Raw genomic sequence first — 18,189 nt, 5'->3', positions numbered from 1 at the left:
ATTGGAAAAAAGTTCACTTTTACAAGGTTATCACAAAAGCTTTACATCTCCTTCATTTCGTTCATATTCCCCTCATATTTCCTTAATAGTTTATGACCAGCCACATTCTAGATCTATCTTCCTTGGTCTAAGTGCTCAATTCAGCTATTCACATAGTTGTAACTATGCTAATATGAGTGATATATTACTGTATCGTGCGACTAGCTGACTATGAAGTTATTCTCCTATAAAATTATTTACCATTTAAGAAAGGGATTTTTTATGGAATCACACAACCTCATAAAAAAACGTAATTTTATTCTTTTACTTATTTTCTGGCTGCTATATCTTGTCCACATTGTGTTATATCACTTTATTGCAGCTGATCCTAATATGATTGTTTTTATAAGCGGAGGAATTTTATTATTGGTAGTGACGGCTATGTACTACTTTCGTTTTCATCCTGCTATCATTATGTATTCTTTTTTTATATGCTATTATGCCTATATTGCGTACATAACATCTATTGAACCTGCTGTTATTAATTATTTGTTTTTGTTTCTTGGAATAATTGTTAGCTTTATTTACTATAGCTATATCGCTATTGTAACTTCTACATTAATGTCCATAATAATTGTTTTGTACTTTTATGTAAGCAACACTCTTTTTACATCTGTGACTTTCGTGAAATTAGATATCGTTTATTTCATTTTGTTTACGCTGATCACAATGATTATTTTGTTGTATTGTGCTCATTTCTCTAAAAAATTAATTGCTATTACGACGGTCAAAATGAACAAAACCGAAGATGAACTTTACTCAGCTCAAGAGTATTTACAATCTTTTTTCACATACAATCGCGACGCCATTTCCGTGTTCAGTCTAGACGGCAAAGTGATTAAAGTAAACGATGCTTTTGAGCAAATATATGGATGGAAAGCGGAAGAGATTGTCGGAAAAGCCATCCCATTTATTCCTGCTGGCTTAAAAGGCGACGCTGAAAACCGATTAGAAAGGGTTAAAAAAGGAGAAAAGCTGGTAGCCTTTGAAACCCAAGATAAGCGAAAAGACGGAAAAATAATTGACGTAGAAATTACTGTTTCACCTATTTTTAATCGTGATCAGCAAGTCGTTGCGCTTTTTGGTATTTCACGCGATCTTACAGAAGAAAAGGAAACAGAAAAATTTCTTCGCCAAACCGATAAATTATCTTTAGCCGGCGAAATGGCAGCGGGCATCGCTCATGAAATTCGAAATCCGCTTACTTCCCTGAATGGATTTATTCAGCTTATTCATGAAGACAGCAGCCGCTACCATTCTTATACAACCATCATGCTGAGTGAACTGAATCGTATTAACTCAATCGTTGGAGAATTTTTATTGCTCGCTAAACCTCATGATACGGTTATGAAAAAACATGCATTCTCTACTATTTTAAATGACGTTATTCTTCTGTATGAATCAGAATGTGTATTAAAAAACGTCGTAGTTAAAACGCAGGTGGAAGCTCCGCATACATACATCTGCTGTGATGCCAATCAAATTAAGCAAGTACTCATTAATTTATTAAAAAATGCGCTCGAAGCTATGCCTAGCGGAGGAGAAATCCATTTAAACGTTACTCAGCATACTAAAGGCCTTACTATTTTCATTAAAGATACAGGAGTGGGTATTCCCTCAAATTTGCTTGTGCACATTCAAAAGCCCTTTTTTACCACGAAGCCATCAGGCACCGGTCTTGGACTTGTTGTGATTAAAAACATTCTGTATCAGCATAAAGGAACATTTGAGATTAAAAGCACTGTGGGCGAAGGAACCAGCGTTACCCTTACGATTCCTTTATGGGAACAAGGAATGAACCATTAAAAAAAGAGGCTGGAACAAAAGTATGTTAGTTGAAGGAAGATCCGAACGAGTTTGTTTTTTGAATAAGAATCAAACTCATTCGGATTTTTTATTATGAGGGTGAGCGTAGGTTTAATCTAGGTGCTTCTAGCTGTTGATTGGAGGGCAAGGCGAAGACTCCTGCGGGAAAAGCGGAATAGGTGAGACCCCGCAGGAGCATAAGCGCCGAGGAGGCTCACCGGCCGCCCGCGGAAAGCGAAGCCTTGCACGGAAATCAACGGCGGTGTAACAAGCGATTCATATTAGATTGTTTATTCGATTTGTTCGTCTTTAGATTCGATTGATTTTGTTATGTCTCAATCTCTTTTTTTATAGCTTTTTATCATCAATACTATTTAAATAGTTTTCAATTTCATCTACTACAGACTGCACGCAGCCCTCTTCGAATGGAGAGATCAAATTCGCTTCCTCTACTAATTCTAAAAATGGCTTACTTCCGCCAAGCTTACACAAATGAACGTAATCTTGCCATGCTTGTTCATGATTTTCCCGATCTTTTTTCCAAAATTGAAATGCACAAATTTGAGCGAGCGTGTAATCAATATAATAAAACGGAGACGTGTAAATATGAAGCTGACGCTGCCAGAAGCCCCCGCTTTCTAGATAGTGATGGCCGTCATAGTTTTTAGAAGGCATATATTTCTTTTCAATTTCTCGCCACGTTTGTTTTCGTTCCGAAGGCGTCATCTCAGGGCGTTCGTATACAGCATGCTGAAATTCATCAACTGCTACCCCGTAAGGCAAGAAAGTTAAGCCTGAGCTTAAATGAGAAAACTGGTATTTATCTTTGTCCTCTTTAAAGAACAACTCCATCCAAGGCCATGTAAAATACTCCATGCTCATCGAATGAATTTCAGCTCCTTCATGCGTAGGCCAGTGATACTCATTGGTTTCCATATCTCGGCTGGAATACACTTGAAAAGCATGCCCTGCTTCATGCGTTAACACATCAATATCGCCTGATGTTCCATTAAAGTTTGAAAAAATAAACGGCGCTTTGTATTCTTCAATAAACGTACAGTAGCCTCCGCCTGCTTTGCCCTTTTTAGCGACTAAATCCATTAAATTATTTTCAAGCATAAAGGAAAAAAATTCGTCCGTTTCTTTAGAAAGCTCCTTATACATAACCCGTCCATTTTCAATAATCCACTTTTCATCACCTTTTGGCACTGCGTTTCCTGTTTCAAACTGAAACGGTTCATCATAATAAGTTAAGCTCTCTACTTGAATTCTTTCCTGCTGACGCTTTTTTAGTTTTTCAGTAAGGGGAACAATATACTCTTTCACTTGTTGGCGAAAAGCGGCAACCATTTCAGCATCGTACCCTATTCTAGACATACGAGCATAGCCCACTTCTACGAAATTTTTATAACCTAATTTTTCAGCAAGCTTAGTCCGCACTTTTACAAGCTTGTCGTAAATATCATCAAATTCCTCTTCATGATCAGTAAAAAATTGAAACTTCGCTTCTGCTGCTTTTTTTCTCATTTCTCGATCAGGTGACTCCATAAACGGATCGAGCTGAGCTAACGTTCTCTCTTCTCCTTCAAATACAATTTTAGCTGACGCCACTAGCTTCGTATATTTAGATGATAGCTTATTTTCTTCCTGCAGCTCTTTTACTATTTCAGGAGAGAACGTTTTTAACTGCATTTCAGCAAGAGAAAACAGCTGCTTTCCCCACTTTTCTTCTAGTTCCGGTTTAAAGGGTGAAGAGATTAAGGCTTTGTAAAATTTCTCTACGTATCCTTCTAAAAGCGGCTGTGTTTCATCAAAATAGTCTTGTTCTTCTTTATAAAATTCATTGGCTGTGTCGATAGAATGACGAATATAGCAGATGTTCCCCATTGTACTGTACTGAGAATACGCATCGTTTGCTAGACGAATTGCCTCATTTTGCTGACTGACTGACGCTGCTTCCGTAAAATGTGTAATGGCCTTTTCAAACTGCTTTTCAATTTCATTCATATCAGGTCGCGTATATGTATAATTCTCAAATTTCATCATTTGTTCCCCTTCCTCTATTGTCTGTATGTAACCTAATTCGTTTTTATCCAGCTGTATTCCTGTTAATTTCAATTTTTTGTCACTTTTTATTTTTGATGTCGATTGGCCATGAAAGAAGTCATAGAAAAAACTCGTTTGTTCAACAGAAACAAACGAGCTTTCCTTAATTAATTAGTCGATTCCGGCAAAAATTCATCTGCATAGTGCCCTAGTTTCTTAAGCATCGAAATGGCAACTTCCTTTTCTTCGCTAGATAAAACGGATAAAATATCATGAATTCTTTTTTCGTGACTCGGAAACATGCTTTCAATCATTTCCTTGCCTTGCTTGGTGATAGCTGCATAGGTTACGCGACGATCGCTCGGACAAGCAACGCGCTCCAAGAAGCCTTTTTTCTCAAGCTTGTCTACTACATACGTAATACTGCCGCTTGCCAACAGAATTTTTCCGCCAATTTGCTGAAGAGGCTGCTGGCCTTTGTGGTACAATAACTCTAGGACAGCAAATTCGGTTGGATTCATTCCATGCTGTTGAATAAATTTATGCACATGATCATTAATTGAACGATTGGCACGAGATAGTACAATAAATAATTTAAGAGATTGGTCTAACTCTTCTCTAGTTACATCATTCGTCATTTTAATCAGTTCCTTTGATATTATCTTGATATCAAGATAATACTAAAATTTCCCTTCAAAGTCAATCAAAGCAGGCTTATTTCATCGGTTATTCTCTCTGCTTGTACAATTTTTTTGATAAAAAATGTATATAAGTGGATTTATACATATGCTTTTAATACAATAAACATATGAACATTACATAAAAAGGTGAATGATTATGAAACCAACCCATTTATTATTTAATTCCGCGATTGGTTCGCAAAAGCCTGAAACAATCGTTAACCGGCAAAACCCCTGTCCCTTTTGCGACGTAGAATCTCTTACAGGCATCATTGAAAAACAAGGACCTATCATTTGGCTAAAAAATAAGTTTCCCGTTCTGCAAGATGCTTATCAGACGGTTATTATTGAGACCGATGAATGTTCTTCAGAACTATCTATTTATCCAAAAGAACATCTGTATACCTTGCTGAGTTTTGCTACTGAACGATGGATATCGATGATGAACAGCGGAGAATATGCTTCTGTTCTTTTCTTTAAAAACCACGGCCCCATGTCCGGAGGATCATTACGACATCCTCATATGCAAATTATTGGTTTAAATGAGATGGATGTAAATGAAAATGTGAAGCTAGAGCAGTTTGAAGGAGTCACAATTGCCAAAAATGAACACGTCACATTTAATTTATCTGTAAAACCTCGAATGGGCTTTTTTGAATTTAACGTGATAACAGATCAGCTTGACAAAGAGCTGCACACGTTTGCAGATTATCTTCAAACGGCTGCTCACTATTTATTAAATCATTTTCATCGTAGCTGCACGAGCTACAACTTGTTTTTTTATAATCTTAAAAACGGCAAAATTGCAGCGAAAATCATTCCTCGCTTTGCCACATCTCCTTTGTATGTAGGATATGGCATTCCTCAAGTTTCCAATAAGCTTGAGCACATTGCTAATCAAGTTCAGGAGCTGTACTTCACCTAAAAAGTTGAACCTCCACTGGTTCAACTTTTTTGTAAGATTATTGCATAAAACTGTTCATTTTTAAAATAGTCATGCTCATAGAAACAAAAAAAACATACACTAAAAGAACGATGTGAATTGAGGATAAAAAGAAGAATACGTAAAAGGAGACGGTTTATGACTGAGGTATTAATTGGAAGCATTCTTTCTGCGCTATCGACTGGAGTAGGCGCTTTGCCTATTCTATTTTTGAATCAAGAACTCACTCATCGCTGGAAAGATATACTTCTTGCGCTCACTGCAGGCATTATGACAGCAGCTTCTACTATGAGCTTAATTCCAGAATCTCTTCAAAGCGGCGGTTTTTTTTCCTTAGCGATTGGCTTACTGCTTGGCGTGGTAACATTAACACTCTTGGAGCAGAATATTCCTCACATTGATCTTGAGCATTCTAAAACCGGCATACAGTTTGATGAAAAAGCACTTTTAATTGTTTCCGCTATTACGTTGCACAACCTTCCTGAAGGACTGTCTGTTGGTGTGAGCTACGCTTCAAATGTTGAAAATACAGGGAACTTAATTGCCCTTGCAATCGGTCTTCAAAATGCACCTGAAGGACTGTTGGTCGCGCTATTTTTAGCTCAGCAAAATATCAGTAAAATAAAAGCATTTTTAATTGCTACCCTTACAGGATCAGTTGAAATTGTAACGTCTTTACTCGGGTTTTATTTAACTAATTTTGTGGAGTCTCTCGTTTCATATGGATTAGCGTTTGCTGCCGGAGCCATGCTTTTTATTATTTATAAAGAGTTAATTCCGGAAAGTCACGGCGATGGAAACGAAAGATTTGCTACTTATTCGTTTATTTTTGGTATTTTGTTTATGATTTTTTTAATTAACATTTTTTAAAGCTGAAGAGAGGCCACGGGCAGCGTAATTGTTTCACTGCCCGATCCCGAATGCTTGTCCTGCATTACAGCTTTGAAAAAGATAAAAAACGGCTAATCAGTGTGGCAAACGATGTCTTTTCTTCCTCTTCTTTTAAACGCTGCTTTTGATAAACGAGTAAGAGCTGATCAAGCTCTTGACTACAGGTAACGGTTTCTTCATTAGTCAGACCTTTTTCTTCTCCGAGCTGCACCATCTTTTGTCTTTTTTGGACGATTTCCACTAATAATCTCTCTGATTTCGTTCTATTTCTCACTCCAAACACAAAATCCTCTCCTATGACAAAGAAATTAGCTTATAACGCATTATTACAAATTCTACTAAATATGTAAATAGAGTCGCAATAATAGACATTTTTTTCGCAAAAAAATTATTTTGTCGGAATTTATAAACGCTTACATTACTATAGGAATACCGTTTATCTTTTTTTTACAAGTTGTTTTTCGACAAAAGATGCTGCTTGTCGAATAAAAAAGAGGTTGAGACATAACGAAATAAATCCAAACGAAAGACGAACAAATGAGATACATGAGCTGGACTGCTTATGACACCGCAATTGATTTCCGTGCAAGGCTTCGCTTTCTGCGGGGTCTCACCTGTTCCGCTTTTCCCACAGGAGTCTTCTCCTTGCCCTCCAATCAATTGCTAGAAGGAACGAAACAAATAAAACGATGTGCACCATCAAAAAAAAAAGAACCACTCATCAAACAGGTTGATGAATGGTTCTTTTTTTACTTGGACTCAACTACTTTTGTCCCAGCCTCTTTTTTATTCAGCTTTTTGAGCAGCGATTTGTACAGCATCCCATACCGTAGCAAAAGGAGGGGCATACGAAAGATCTAGCATGGTTATTTCATCTGTTGTGAGGCGGCAAGTAATAGCTGTCGCAAATACATCGATTCGTTTTGCAACTCCTTCTTTCCCAATCATTTGAACCCCCAAAATCTCTTTTGTTTCAGGATGATAAACAAGTTTTATCACAATCTTTTCAGCTCCTGGATAGTAAGAAGCATGACTCGGAGCCCCGGCTGTGATGGTTTTGTATAAAAGAGAATTTTCTCTTGCTTCTCTTTCTGAAATGCCGGTTTTTCCAATTTCATAGTCCATCACTTTGACAATGCTTGTACCTAGAACACCCGGAAATTTTCTATTTTCTCCCCCTAATCGGTAACCAAGAACCCTTCCCTGCTTATTGGCAATGGTTCCAAGAGCAATATGAACATCTTTTTTTAATACGCGGTGATAGCTCGTTGCACAATCTCCCGCTGCGTAGATATGAGGCACGTTGGTTTCCAACTTCTCGTTTACTAAAATAGCTCCATTTTCAAGCATTCTTAGTCCGTTTCTTTCTAAGAATTGCGTATTCGGACGAACTCCTACATTTACAATCACTAAATCCGTTTGGTACGTTTGACGGTTTGTTTGAACGTGAGTGACGGAACCATCTGAATGCAGCAATGCTTCCACTTCTTCTTCGAAATGAAATAAAATATCGTCATCTAGCTGCTTTTGTAGATGCTCTGCCATGTCTTGATCTAAAATAGATAGAATCTGCTTTCCCTGTTCAATGACCCGTACTTCTTTTCCCAAAGCCTTCATTGCTTCAGCTACTTCCATTCCGACATATCCTCCACCAATAATAGTGACTTTTTCTACGGAGTGAGCCTGTAGATATGTATAGATTCTTTCGCTGTCTTCTAATGACTTTAATGTGCATACATTCGGCATGTTATCACTCATAAAATTAGGTTTAACAGCCGTTGTTCCAGTTGCAATGATGAGTTCATCATATGTTATCTCTTTTTCAGCGTGCGTTTTGACATCTTGTGCTACTATGTATTTCTTTGTATGGTTTACTTCTTTAACTTCGTGAAAAAGATGGACGGAGATATTTCGCTCTTCAAACTCTTGTTTCGTACGAGCAATCAAATCGTCTTTTTCTTTTACAACACCTGACAGATAGTAAGGCATGCCACATGCGCTGTAAGAAATATCTCCACCTTTTTCAAACACAAGGATTTCCACTTCTTCTTTTTCTTTCATCCGGCGAAGCTGTGAAGCTGCGCTCATTCCGGCGGCTACTCCTCCTATAATGACGACACGTTTCATCTATACTCCCTCTTTCTACATAAATAATAGATTATACTATTGTTTTTCCTTATTCTTCCCGATTTCAAACGAAAAAAAACGGCTGTTTACACAGCCGTAGATGTTTGTTTCGAGCGGTAATACGTTAAAGCCAAGGCTCCTGCTAATACAGCTCCTTTAATAATATCTTGCATATAATACGGAACATTTAGCATCGTTAATCCATTTAACAGCACACCAATTAAAATAGAGCCAATCAGCGTCCCGAATACATTCGGTTTCCCTGCTCCAAATACGGAAAAGCCAATGTATGTCGCAGCTACGGCATCCATTAAAAATGGTGAGCCTGCGTTCACTTCTCCTACTCCAATACGGGCAGCTAAAACGACTCCTCCAATTCCAGCAAGCAAACCTGAAAACATATAGGCATACATACGATAACGATTAACCGGTACACCCGAAAGTCTTGCTGCTTCTATGTTACCTCCTGTTACGTAGAAAAAACGACCAAACTTTGTATAGGAAAAAACGATATGAACAAGCAGCACAGTCAGCAGCATAATGATCACAGGGACGGGAATACCTAGAAAGTGACCTTGCCCAAGCGCAAGGAAAGAAGGAATGAAAATTCCCGGAGCTCTTTCTCCGCTTGGTAAAGGCATATTGGTATAAATAGCTGAGCCTTTTGTATACGTTAATAAAATCCCCTGTACGATAAACATCATGGAAAGCGTGGCTAAAATATCAGGAATCTTTACTTTCACTACTAAAAAAGCATTCACTAACCCAATGAGAAGCGATGCAATAATCGGAACAATGATCGCAACTGCAATTTCTTGTCTGTGTAAAACGAGCATAGAAGCTGATAAAATAGTGGCTAAACCAGCCGTAGATCCTACAGATAAGTCGAGTCCGTTGACGGTTAACGATATCGTTACACCAAGCGCAATTAAGGTAACAATGGAAATAGAGCGCAGAATATCACTAATGTTTTCTCCTGTTAAAAAGTTAGGTGTGGCAATGGAAAAAATAATCATAATAACAAAAATCATTAAGACTGTCCCATATTTGTAAAAAAAGTCGAAAACGCTTATTTTTCTCTTTGGTTTCGCTACAGGTTCTGTTACATACTCCGCACTCATCCTTTTACTCCTCCTGCTGTATAATAAAATAATTTTTCACTAGTTGCTTCTTCTTTGGATAATTCTTTCACGATTTTCCCGTTGTACATAACATAAATTCGATCCGCTACCCCTAGCAGCTCCTCGAATTCACAGGTTGCATAAACAACGCCTTTTTTCTGTGACACAAGCCCTGTAATTAAGTCGAATATCTCTCGCTTAGAGCCCACATCAACCCCTTTAGTTGGCTCATCGAACAACAGTACGTCAGAATCCGTAACAAGCCATTTTCCGATTGCTACTTTCTGCTGATTTCCACCGCTTAACGTTCCAACTGACTGCTCGATAGAATGAGACTTTACGCCAACTTGCCCAGTCGTTTTCTGCGCTTTTTCTTTGATCTTTCCTCGCTTTAGAAACGAATAATTTGTAAAGCGGGACAGACTTGGCAAAACTAAGTTATCGGCAATCGATTCATGAACAAAAATTCCTTCTTTTCTTCGTTCTTCAGGAACAAGAGAAAGACCTTGTGCAATATAATAATACGGCTGCTTATTCAACTTTAGTTTCTTGCCTTTTAACCGAACGCTGCCGCTGACATATTGCTCTAAACCAAATAGACTTCGGCAAAGCTCCGTTTTCCCTGCTCCTACAAGCCCTGCAATACCGACTACCTCTCCTTCTTTTACATGAAAAGAGATATTCGAAAGGCGCCCTGGAAGGGATAATGCTTCTACATGTAAAAGTTCGTTTCCAACTTCTACTGATTCTTTGACCCACTGTTTTACAGAAGACGTTCCTAACATGAGCGTAATGACGTCTTCAATTGATGTATGTGAAGTTTCTTTTGTAGCTACATAGCGTCCGTCCTTTAAAACCGTTAAGCGGTCGCAAATATCAACCACTTCTTGAAGGCGATGTGAAATATAAATAATGCCTACTCCGCTTTTCTTCAGCTCTCTCATCACAGAAAACAATTGTTTCGTCTCTTCCACACTAAGAGGTGCGGTTGGTTCATCCAAAATTAAATAATCAACATTCTGTACAATTGCACGTGCAATAAGCACCTGCTGTTTTTCTGATAGAGTTAGATCAACAACATTTTTTTTAACGGATAAAGAAGAACCAAGTAAAGAAAGAGCTTCTTCCGCTTTCTTATAAATAGATTTCCAGTTTACAAATGTCTTACTTTTCTTAGAAACCTGCACGTCTAACACAATGTTTTCAGCTACTGATAGCGAAGGAATCAGCGCTACATCGACTTCTTGGTGTACAATGCAGATGCCGTGGCTCTTCGCTTCTTTAGGAGAAGAAATAGAGATTTCTCCTCCGTCTTTGTAGATCTTTCCTTCGTACTCGTCGTAAGCTCCGCACAATATTTTCATCAACGTACTTTTACCGGCACCATTGGCTCCCAATAAAGCATGAATTTCCCCTTTTTGAACAGTAAAATCAACTTTGTTCAGCGCTTGAAAAGAACCAAAGTTTTTTGTAATGTTCTTCATTGAAAGCTCGTTCGTCATGTCTGTCCCTCCACTTCTACTCTTTTTTACCCCATTCTTCTACGTACTGACTAAGCTGGTCCATATTAATCGTTTGATTAGGCAAGTCAGTTTGTTTGACTAAAACCGGATCAAAGGAATAATAACGAGGGATCTCTTGACCGGAAATCTTTTTAAGAAGCAGATCAACCTGCTTTTCTCCTACTGAAGCTGGGTTTACAGCAGCTGACGCTTTCCACGGGCTGTTTTTTGCCTGCATCATTTGCAGGTCTTCATCAGATAAGTCCACTCCGTATACCTTAATCTCATCTCGTCCTGCTTCTTTAATCGCTCTTGTGACTCCTTTTGCAAATTCGTCCCAAGGTGCCCAAACGGCTGCAATGTCTTCTTTATTTGGATACTGCTTTAATACAGCCGCCATTTTATTTTGAGTGTCTAGAGAGGTGTTGTCTGTTGCGCTTCCAAACGTGGCAATTTGTTTTACATCTGGATAGCGATTCATCATAATTTTATAAATGCTGTCGCGTTTTTCCATCGGTGCAAAGCCTCCAACAAACGCATATACAATATTTCCTTTTCCGTTAATGTCCTGCATCATTTGCTTTAACCCCTGGAGCGCAAGCATATAATCATCTTGGTCAATCGTTGTAACGCCTTCTACTTTTAATTCTACGTCTGTTGCAATAACGGGAATCCCTTTTGCAATCGCGCGCTTCACGCCAGGTTCAAGGGTTTCAGCCCGGCCGTGGTCAATCATAATACCGTCAACATTTTGGTTAATAGCCGTGTCTAAATACGCAGCCATTTTAGATTGATCATTATTAGAATCAGAAACGGATAGCTGTACTCCGGCTTTTTTAGCCGCTTTTGTCACACCTGTTATGTACTGAGCAGCGTGAGTGCCTGATGTAAATTCAGAAATAAGCGCAATTTTTGTATCTTTCGTAATCTGTTTTCCTTCTTGCTGTACAGGCTTAGCAGAAGCCGCTTGCTGCGCTGGAGCTGCCTGTGCTTTCTCGTTTAGACTTGGCTGTTCTTTCGTGCAGGCAGCCAGCGCAAAAACTAGAAGTACGAGCAAAGTAAGTGGCCACAGCATTTTTTTACTCTTTTTCATGGTGTTCCTCCTATTATACTTATTATTCATATAAAAATAGTTAGTTTTATAATAATCCAAAGAATACCCCGCTTTTAGATGTAAAAGCGGGGTGATCATGACCTATGCTTTACAAGTAGTTGTTATGCGTAAATAGGTACCCATCCTTCAGTTGTCACAAAAATTCGCACAGCGACTACTTTACGATCTTCCATTAGTGTAAAGTAATGAAGAATGTTTTCTGGTACTGAAATTAAATCGCCTGGCTCTAATTCAACATCAAAAAATTCGCCGTCTTTTCCTTGAATAACAAAGATTCCATGACCGCTTACGATAAAGCGAACTTCGTCATCTGTATGAATATGCTTGCGCTGAAAGTTTTTTAACAATTCATCAATGTTTGGTGTAGATTCCGATAACGAGATAACATCTTGAGCTTTATAGCCGCGGCGTTCAGAAATATCTTTAATATCCTCATCAAAAGCGTTTAAAATTTCTTTTTTTTCTTCATCAGTTAAATCATATTTTTCACGAAGATTTTCTGGAAGTTTTGTAATATCCCAGTTTTCATAAATAACTTCATTGTTTGCCAGAAAAGCTGATACTTCCTCTTGAGTTTCAATTCTTTTATTATTTACATGTAAGCGAATTTGCGCCATTTTTATTTCCTCCTTTTATAAATGCACCTTTGGCTTAATGCCTTTAAGTGATAGTAATTTCACATGGTAGCTAAATAGAAATTCATAGGCTTCTAGCGCTTTTTTTGTTTCAAACGCATTTTTTCCCCATACCGTAATCCCGTGGTTACGAATTAAAATCGCGCCTTGATTGCCTTTTATATGGTGAGAAAATTCTTCTGCTAGTGTCGGAATATCCGCGTAATTCGGAATAATCGGAACAGTAATTTCCGCATCTTCCTCCCAAATACCCAGTGCCTTAATAATTTCTTGGCCTTTGAATGAAATAAACCCTTCATCTCCGTACAGTTCAGAGATCACGTTGTTGTCGATTGTATGTACATGAAGGCTGCACCCAGCATTCGTTGACTCGTAAATCTTAACGTGCAAAAGCGTTTCAGCAGAAGGCTTTAAATGCGTTTCTTCTGCAGGTTTCCCGTATTGATCAACTAACAAAAAGTCTTCATTTGTGCGTTTTCTTTTATCTTTTCCACTTGCTGATACAAAGAAAGTTGTCGGATTTTGATCCACTTTAATCGCTAAGTTTCCGCTTGTACCGAAGAACCAATCGCGCTCTGCCAACTCATCTTTTATATCTGCAAGCTCGTGTAATCTTTGCTGAGCCATAATACTCATGCTTTCACCTCTTCTGTTAATTCTTGTAAATGGTGAATCACATCATAAAAAGTAGAAAAAGGACGATACGGTAGAGATAGCTCTTCGCATTTTTTAATTAAAAAGTCACGCGCAATGACAGTGTCAGCTAATTTGGCAGCCTGCAAATCTGTAATTGAATCGCCAATAACAACCGTATGATCTCTTTCATCTGCAAGATGGCGAATAATCGTTGGCTTACAGCAGCCGCAGTCATTTGTACACTGTTTATCACATGTATGAGGCCACGTAATGGAAATATGCTCACCGGAAAAATCAGATCCGTTGCAGTAGAGCATTTCCTCTGCAACTCGATTTCCCAAAAGCGGTTTTACAAAAAAGTCAATTCCTCCGCTTACAATATAAAGCGGAATATGATGCTCTTTTGTATAGGCAATAAAATCATCAAATCCATCTCGAATAGCAGACGTCTCTAAAATATAAGAAATAATATCTTCCTTTAATTCCACGGGAAGCAAGGCAAACATTTGCCCTACTCCTTCTTGAATGGAGACGCGCTGTGCTAGCACGTCGTCTTTAATACTTTCCCACTCCGGAGGAGCAAATTGTTTCATAATAGCAATAATGTTATCGCTATTTGTGATTGTTCCATCAAAGTCACAAAAGATTTTTAACGATGTCATGCTTTCACCTCTACTGTTCCCCATAGTTGCAAAGCTTTTTGCAACTCTTTTGATTCTTCCGCTTTTTCGGCTAGTGTTTGATGAGAGAGTACTCCATCTATCGCCGCACGGAATGCTTTTCCTCCTCCGATAGCGCCGTCTGGATGACCGTGAACTCCGCCTCCTGCATTAATAATGCTGTCGATGCCAAAGTCCTTCACAAGCTGCGGTACCATTCCAGGATGAATTCCTGCTGAAGGAACCGGGAAAGTCTGCTTATATTTGTACACAGGACGCGTTAATTCGTAGGCAATGCCTGTCGTATCTTCAAGAGAAAGCGCTACGCTTCCGTATGGTGATGGAAACAGTGAGAAATCCGCTCCGGCTAAGCGCAATAGTTTTCCAAGCAGTAATGAATTTGAAAAACCGTAAAACTCTGATGGCGTAAGCGCTCCGCTAACAGCTGGGTGTGCCATAATCGGCAAGTTAATTTCATCATCTTCTCGAAGTGCCTGCAGTACGTCTAACCCGTAAGCAAATACGTTGAATAAAAGAGCATCGGCTCCTAGCTCAGCTGCTTTTCTCGCTTTTTCTTTTAATTCAAACGTTCGTCCCGTTAAATTAACAGCATACAGCGTGCGGTGTCCCGTTTTTTCGTATACTTCATTCAGTACTTTTTTTCCTTCTGTAACGCGAGCTTCAAAAGGTGTTCGTTCACTATCAAACAAAATCTCGTCGTCTTTAACCAAATCCACTCCGCCAAGCGCTTGCTCACGAAGCTGAGTTGTTAAGTACGTCATATCTCTTCCAATTACGCCTTTAAAAATACTCATCACAAGCGGACGGTCATAAACGCCTAGTTTCTCTCGGATACCTTCTATTCCAAAGCGCGGTCCTGGGAATTCAGCTAATAATTCATCAGGAAAATCCAAGTCTAATAATTTCACTTTTCCATCAAGTGATAGTTTTCCGAAAACCGTAACTAAAATAGCCGGTAAATCTCTTGAAAAGTTGGCAGTAGGATAAGCAATTTTGACAATAGCCTGCTTAACCTCTCCGCCTAAATATCCGTTAACACGTTCGCAGTCTTGAAGCTCAGTTACGGATACGACGCGCCCTTTATGCTTTTGAAGCTGCTGTTGATCTAAAAGCGGCAGATCTGTCCATGAGCCGACGGTTAGTCCTAAAGCGATTCCTTCCGCTTTTTTATGAAAATTTCCTTTATTGTCATGTAGTAAGTAGCTTGCAACGATTTCACTCATTATGCTAAAAACTCCCTTGCTGTTTAATATCGTTAATAAAAAAAACCTCTTCTGTAATTAAGAAGAGGCTTTCGTTGCTCTTCTTATCTCTCAGCTGCTGCTGCAAGAATTAGCACCGTGCTTAACATGCGTTAAGTCGGTTGCCGGGCTTCATCGGGCTAGTCCCTCCACCTACTCTTAATAAGAAAGTTGCTATTTATTTAAATTGAATTCGTAGATTATATACTAAATAAAAAATACCGCTAGGATTTATCGGTTATTAATCTCGTTAACTTCTTACATATTAAGCCAACTCAAAAAGGATTGTCAATGCGTTTTTAAAATAAATTTAATTTTTTTATTCGAGATACAGCTTCTCTCATGCGCTCTTCATCCGTCAGCAGTCCTACGCGCACATAGCCTTCACCATATGTTCCGAAGCCTACTCCAGGTGCCACTACAACGTGGGCTTTTTCAAGAAGTAAATCTGAAAATTGTTCAGAAGTATATCCTTTAGGAACTTTTAGCCATGCAAAAAAGGAACCCGCTGGAGATGTAACGTCCCAACCAATTTCTTGAAGCCCTTGAATAAAGGTATTGCGTCTAGATTCATAGCGCTTAACTAAATCATTCACACATTGTTGAGATTCTAACAGAGCTGCCGCTGCTGCCTCTTGAACCGCCCCAAAGAGGCTGACATACATATGATCTTGAAGAAGATTAATAGCTTCTACTACACTTTCATTTCCTACAGCAAATCCAACTCGCCATCCCGCCATGTTATACGTTTTAGAAAGAGTATAAATTTCAATTCCCGTCTCTTTTGCACCAGGAGTCTGTAAAAAGCTGATTGGCTTTTTACCATCAAATCCAATGGCTCCGTAGGCAAAGTCGTGTACCACACAAATATCGTGCTTGGCAGCAAACGCCACGGTGTCTTCAAAAAATTCTGCTGTTGCCACTGCACCGGTAGGATTATTCGGATAGTTTAAAAACATGAGCTTTGCCTGTTCTTTAGCACGTTCACCTATCTCTTCGTATACGGGCAGAAAATGATTTTCAGCCGTGAGCGGCATCACTTCCATCTTTGCTTTTGCAAGCTCTACTCCAGACCAGTAATCAGGATATCCAGGATCCGGAACCAGCACCGTATCTCCAGGGTTTAATAAGCACTGCGGAATTTCTACAAGTCCACCCTTCCCGCCAAACAAAATAGCTACTTCTTTTTCAGGATCCACATCAACGCCATATTCTCGTTTATAAAAAGTCGCAACGGCCTCTTTTAAAAACTGGTGCCCCCGAAATGGAGAATATTTATGATGTATAGGATTAGCACTTGCTTTTTGGAGTGTTTCTACAATATGTGAAGGAGTAGGCTGATCAGGATTTCCCTGCCCTAAGTTAATAACGTCGTGCCCTTGGGCCATTACTTTTCCTACCTTGCCTACAAGTGATGCAAAAAATTGTTTTGGTAAACTTTTTAATAGTTCCGATTGCTCAAATTGTTTCATCATCGCACACCTTCTCAAAAAATTCTTGAAATTCTAGTCACAAATAATATATTGTAATACTCAACTTGTAAAGTCATTTTTTTCAACTACTACAAAAAGGACGGATGATAAAGTGAGTGTAAAAATCACGTGTTTGCAGCTTGATATTGCGTTTGGAAACCCAACTAAAAACCGAAAATATATTCAACAAAAAATGACGGAAGCTCTAAAAGAAAACCCTGACATCCTTGTGCTTCCTGAGCTATGGGATACAGCTTATGATTTGACGCGGCTAGACGAAATTGCCGATGATGAAGGACAGCAGGCCAAGCAATTAATCTCTCAATTTGCTAAAACGAACGAAGTAAATATTGTGGCAGGTTCGATCGCGAAAAAAACAGAGCAAGGCGTCACAAATACGATGTATATTTTTGACCGAAAAGGTCGTGAAGTGTCACAATACAGTAAGCTGCACTTATTTAAATTAATGGATGAGCACCTCTATCTAGAAGCAGGAACAGCAAAAAATCTTTTTACACTTGAACAGTCTTTATGCGCAGGAGTTATTTGTTACGATATTCGTTTTCCAGAATGGATTCGCGTGCATACTAGCAGCGGAGCAGAAGTCTTATTTGTTGTTGCTCAGTGGCCGGCTCCAAGACTTGCCCATTGGAAAGCACTGCTCATTAGCCGCGCAATCGAAAATCAATGCTATGTAATCGCGTGTAATCGTGTAGGCCAAGATCCTAATAACACATTTGCCGGACATTCCTTAGTCATCGATCCGTGGGGAGAAATAATCGCTGAAGCTGGCGATAGCGAAGAACTTTTAAGTGCTGACGTTAACCTAGAACTTGTAAAAGAAATTCGCAAACAAATTCCTGTCTTTACAGATCGCCGCACAGAATTTTATTAATTATGTATTGACAGCCGTTTTTTTGCATGATACGATTTTCACCAGATATCATAAAATATTCAAACAAATCAAAATTGAATAAGTAATCGTACTCTTATCAAGAGTTGGCTGAGGGATTTGGCCCTGTGAAGCCCAGCAACCGACCGTCATTCCATCCTAAGGTGGATCACACCCGTAAAACATGTTTTACACAGGCACGGTGCTAATTCCAACAGAAAGTAATTCTTTCTGGCAGATAAGAGGTTTGAACACTACAATCAAGCCTCTTTCCAACGAAAGAGGCTTTTATATTTTCTAAAATTATAAAAGCCTCCATATATTCTTAAACCTATTAACTTAGTAAACAAATCAGTTTAATAAA

The 18,189-nt window shown here is 38.8% G+C and carries 17 protein-coding genes and 2 riboswitches; of the genes, 5 read left to right on the top strand and 12 right to left on the bottom strand.

The genetic code is table 11. The features are described from left to right. Nucleotides 1-261: 261 nt before the first annotated feature. Together ACNHOZ_RS15320 and ACNHOZ_RS15315 are read left to right on the top strand one after the other, a co-directional pair. Nucleotides 262-1,845, top strand: a complete 1,584-nt coding sequence (locus ACNHOZ_RS15320) for a PAS domain S-box protein (RefSeq protein WP_221832909.1) — start codon at nt 262-264, stop codon at nt 1,843-1,845. 133 nt (nt 1,846-1,978) lie between these two features. After that, on the top strand, nt 1,979-2,113 hold the full coding sequence (locus tag ACNHOZ_RS15315; protein WP_014461068.1) for a hypothetical protein: 135 nt from the start codon (nt 1,979-1,981) through the stop codon (nt 2,111-2,113). Nucleotides 2,114-2,193: 80 nt separating this feature from the next. Here the strand turns inward: ACNHOZ_RS15315 and ACNHOZ_RS15310 are convergent, their stop codons facing one another. Together ACNHOZ_RS15310 and ACNHOZ_RS15305 are read right to left on the bottom strand one after the other, a co-directional pair. Beyond that, nucleotides 2,194-3,888, bottom strand: a complete 1,695-nt coding sequence (locus ACNHOZ_RS15310; protein WP_048020357.1) for a M3 family oligoendopeptidase — start codon at nt 3,886-3,888, stop codon at nt 2,194-2,196. 170 nt (nt 3,889-4,058) lie between these two features. After that, nucleotides 4,059-4,529: a MarR family winged helix-turn-helix transcriptional regulator gene (locus ACNHOZ_RS15305; protein WP_014461070.1), complete on the bottom strand. Its 471-nt coding sequence runs from the start codon at nt 4,527-4,529 to the stop codon at nt 4,059-4,061. A 199-nt stretch (nt 4,530-4,728) separates the two neighbouring features. Between ACNHOZ_RS15305 and ACNHOZ_RS15300 the strand changes: the two genes are divergently transcribed. Next, nucleotides 4,729-5,496, top strand: coding sequence for a DUF4931 domain-containing protein (locus ACNHOZ_RS15300; protein WP_028414160.1), 768 nt, complete (start codon nt 4,729-4,731; stop codon nt 5,494-5,496). Between the two features lie 156 nt (nt 5,497-5,652). Beyond that, nucleotides 5,653-6,384 carry a ZIP family metal transporter gene (locus tag ACNHOZ_RS15295; RefSeq protein WP_028414161.1) on the top strand — a complete coding sequence of 244 codons (732 nt, stop codon included), beginning with the start codon at nt 5,653-5,655 and terminating at the stop codon, nt 6,382-6,384. A 64-nt stretch (nt 6,385-6,448) separates the two neighbouring features. Here ACNHOZ_RS15295 and ACNHOZ_RS15290 read toward each other — a convergent pair whose 3' ends face one another. The 10 genes from ACNHOZ_RS15290 to ACNHOZ_RS15245 all read right to left on the bottom strand — a co-directional run bounded on the left by ACNHOZ_RS15290 (nt 6,449) and on the right by ACNHOZ_RS15245 (nt 16,933). Continuing rightward, a complete protein-coding gene (locus ACNHOZ_RS15290; RefSeq protein ID WP_013082228.1) occupies nt 6,449-6,688 on the bottom strand; it encodes an aspartyl-phosphate phosphatase Spo0E family protein in 240 nt (79 codons plus the stop codon). Nucleotides 6,689-7,191: 503 nt separating this feature from the next. Next, nucleotides 7,192-8,532, bottom strand: a complete 1,341-nt coding sequence (locus tag ACNHOZ_RS15285; RefSeq protein ID WP_048020355.1) for a CoA-disulfide reductase — start codon at nt 8,530-8,532, stop codon at nt 7,192-7,194. A gap of 86 nt (nt 8,533-8,618) precedes the next feature. Then, complete coding sequence (locus ACNHOZ_RS15280; RefSeq protein WP_028414163.1) at nt 8,619-9,653, bottom strand: ABC transporter permease; 1,035 nt, start codon at nt 9,651-9,653, stop codon at nt 8,619-8,621. Beyond that, a complete protein-coding gene (locus ACNHOZ_RS15275; protein ID WP_048020352.1) occupies nt 9,650-11,155 on the bottom strand; it encodes a sugar ABC transporter ATP-binding protein in 1,506 nt (501 codons plus the stop codon). Before ACNHOZ_RS15275 ends, ACNHOZ_RS15280 begins: the two co-directional genes overlap by 4 nt. 16 nt (nt 11,156-11,171) lie before the next feature. Next, a complete protein-coding gene (locus tag ACNHOZ_RS15270; protein WP_048020350.1) occupies nt 11,172-12,248 on the bottom strand; it encodes a sugar ABC transporter substrate-binding protein in 1,077 nt (358 codons plus the stop codon). 122 nt (nt 12,249-12,370) lie between these two features. Continuing rightward, complete coding sequence (locus tag ACNHOZ_RS15265; RefSeq protein ID WP_048020348.1) at nt 12,371-12,886, bottom strand: 1,2-dihydroxy-3-keto-5-methylthiopentene dioxygenase; 516 nt, start codon at nt 12,884-12,886, stop codon at nt 12,371-12,373. Between the two features lie 15 nt (nt 12,887-12,901). Next, nucleotides 12,902-13,540 (bottom strand): methylthioribulose 1-phosphate dehydratase, encoded by a 639-nt coding sequence (locus ACNHOZ_RS15260; protein WP_048020346.1) that lies wholly within the window; start codon nt 13,538-13,540, stop codon nt 12,902-12,904. Further along, a complete protein-coding gene (locus ACNHOZ_RS15255; RefSeq protein WP_048020344.1) occupies nt 13,537-14,202 on the bottom strand; it encodes a 2-hydroxy-3-keto-5-methylthiopentenyl-1-phosphate phosphatase in 666 nt (221 codons plus the stop codon). Before ACNHOZ_RS15255 ends, ACNHOZ_RS15260 begins: the two co-directional genes overlap by 4 nt. Further along, the gene (gene mtnW, locus ACNHOZ_RS15250; RefSeq protein WP_048020338.1) at nt 14,199-15,443 is read right to left on the bottom strand and encodes a 2,3-diketo-5-methylthiopentyl-1-phosphate enolase; all 1,245 of its coding nucleotides are present in this window, start codon (nt 15,441-15,443) and stop codon (nt 14,199-14,201) included. The genes ACNHOZ_RS15255 and mtnW overlap by 4 nt, the downstream gene beginning before the upstream one ends. A gap of 80 nt (nt 15,444-15,523) precedes the next feature. Continuing rightward, nucleotides 15,524-15,630, bottom strand: a riboswitch (SAM riboswitch). A gap of 130 nt (nt 15,631-15,760) precedes the next feature. Then, nucleotides 15,761-16,933: a pyridoxal phosphate-dependent aminotransferase gene (locus tag ACNHOZ_RS15245; protein ID WP_048020336.1), complete on the bottom strand. Its 1,173-nt coding sequence runs from the start codon at nt 16,931-16,933 to the stop codon at nt 15,761-15,763. Between the two features lie 112 nt (nt 16,934-17,045). Between ACNHOZ_RS15245 and ACNHOZ_RS15240 the strand changes: the two genes are divergently transcribed. Then, nucleotides 17,046-17,828, top strand: coding sequence for a carbon-nitrogen family hydrolase (locus ACNHOZ_RS15240; RefSeq protein ID WP_028414170.1), 783 nt, complete (start codon nt 17,046-17,048; stop codon nt 17,826-17,828). A 91-nt stretch (nt 17,829-17,919) separates the two neighbouring features. Then, nucleotides 17,920-18,070: riboswitch (SAM riboswitch) on the top strand. The last annotated feature ends 119 nt before the right edge of the window (nt 18,071-18,189 follow it).

The sequence above is a fragment of the Priestia sp. D51 genome, from assembly GCF_053345675.1.
Note: the sequence above shows the minus strand (reverse complement) of the source record. Positions and strands in the feature narration are given on the sequence as shown.

Excerpts from the sequence above, each read along its gene's own strand:
- mtnW (WP_048020338.1), bottom strand. The coding sequence starts at position 15,443 with ATGAGTGAAATCGTTGCAAGCTACTTACTACATGACAATAAAGGAAAT.
- ACNHOZ_RS15320 (WP_221832909.1), top strand. The coding sequence starts at position 262 with ATGGAATCACACAACCTCATAAAAAAACGTAATTTTATTCTTTTACTT.
- ACNHOZ_RS15310 (WP_048020357.1), bottom strand. The coding sequence starts at position 3,888 with ATGAAATTTGAGAATTATACATATACGCGACCTGATATGAATGAAATT.
- ACNHOZ_RS15270 (WP_048020350.1), bottom strand. The coding sequence starts at position 12,248 with ATGAAAAAGAGTAAAAAAATGCTGTGGCCACTTACTTTGCTCGTACTT.
- ACNHOZ_RS15300 (WP_028414160.1), top strand. The coding sequence starts at position 4,729 with ATGAAACCAACCCATTTATTATTTAATTCCGCGATTGGTTCGCAAAAG.
- ACNHOZ_RS15305 (WP_014461070.1), bottom strand. The coding sequence starts at position 4,529 with ATGACGAATGATGTAACTAGAGAAGAGTTAGACCAATCTCTTAAATTA.
- ACNHOZ_RS15285 (WP_048020355.1), bottom strand. The coding sequence starts at position 8,532 with ATGAAACGTGTCGTCATTATAGGAGGAGTAGCCGCCGGAATGAGCGCA.
- ACNHOZ_RS15280 (WP_028414163.1), bottom strand. The coding sequence starts at position 9,653 with ATGAGTGCGGAGTATGTAACAGAACCTGTAGCGAAACCAAAGAGAAAA.
- ACNHOZ_RS15275 (WP_048020352.1), bottom strand. The coding sequence starts at position 11,155 with ATGACGAACGAGCTTTCAATGAAGAACATTACAAAAAACTTTGGTTCT.
- ACNHOZ_RS15255 (WP_048020344.1), bottom strand. The coding sequence starts at position 14,202 with ATGACATCGTTAAAAATCTTTTGTGACTTTGATGGAACAATCACAAAT.
- ACNHOZ_RS15245 (WP_048020336.1), bottom strand. The coding sequence starts at position 16,933 with ATGAAACAATTTGAGCAATCGGAACTATTAAAAAGTTTACCAAAACAA.
- ACNHOZ_RS15260 (WP_048020346.1), bottom strand. The coding sequence starts at position 13,540 with ATGAGTATTATGGCTCAGCAAAGATTACACGAGCTTGCAGATATAAAA.
- ACNHOZ_RS15295 (WP_028414161.1), top strand. The coding sequence starts at position 5,653 with ATGACTGAGGTATTAATTGGAAGCATTCTTTCTGCGCTATCGACTGGA.
- ACNHOZ_RS15265 (WP_048020348.1), bottom strand. The coding sequence starts at position 12,886 with ATGGCGCAAATTCGCTTACATGTAAATAATAAAAGAATTGAAACTCAA.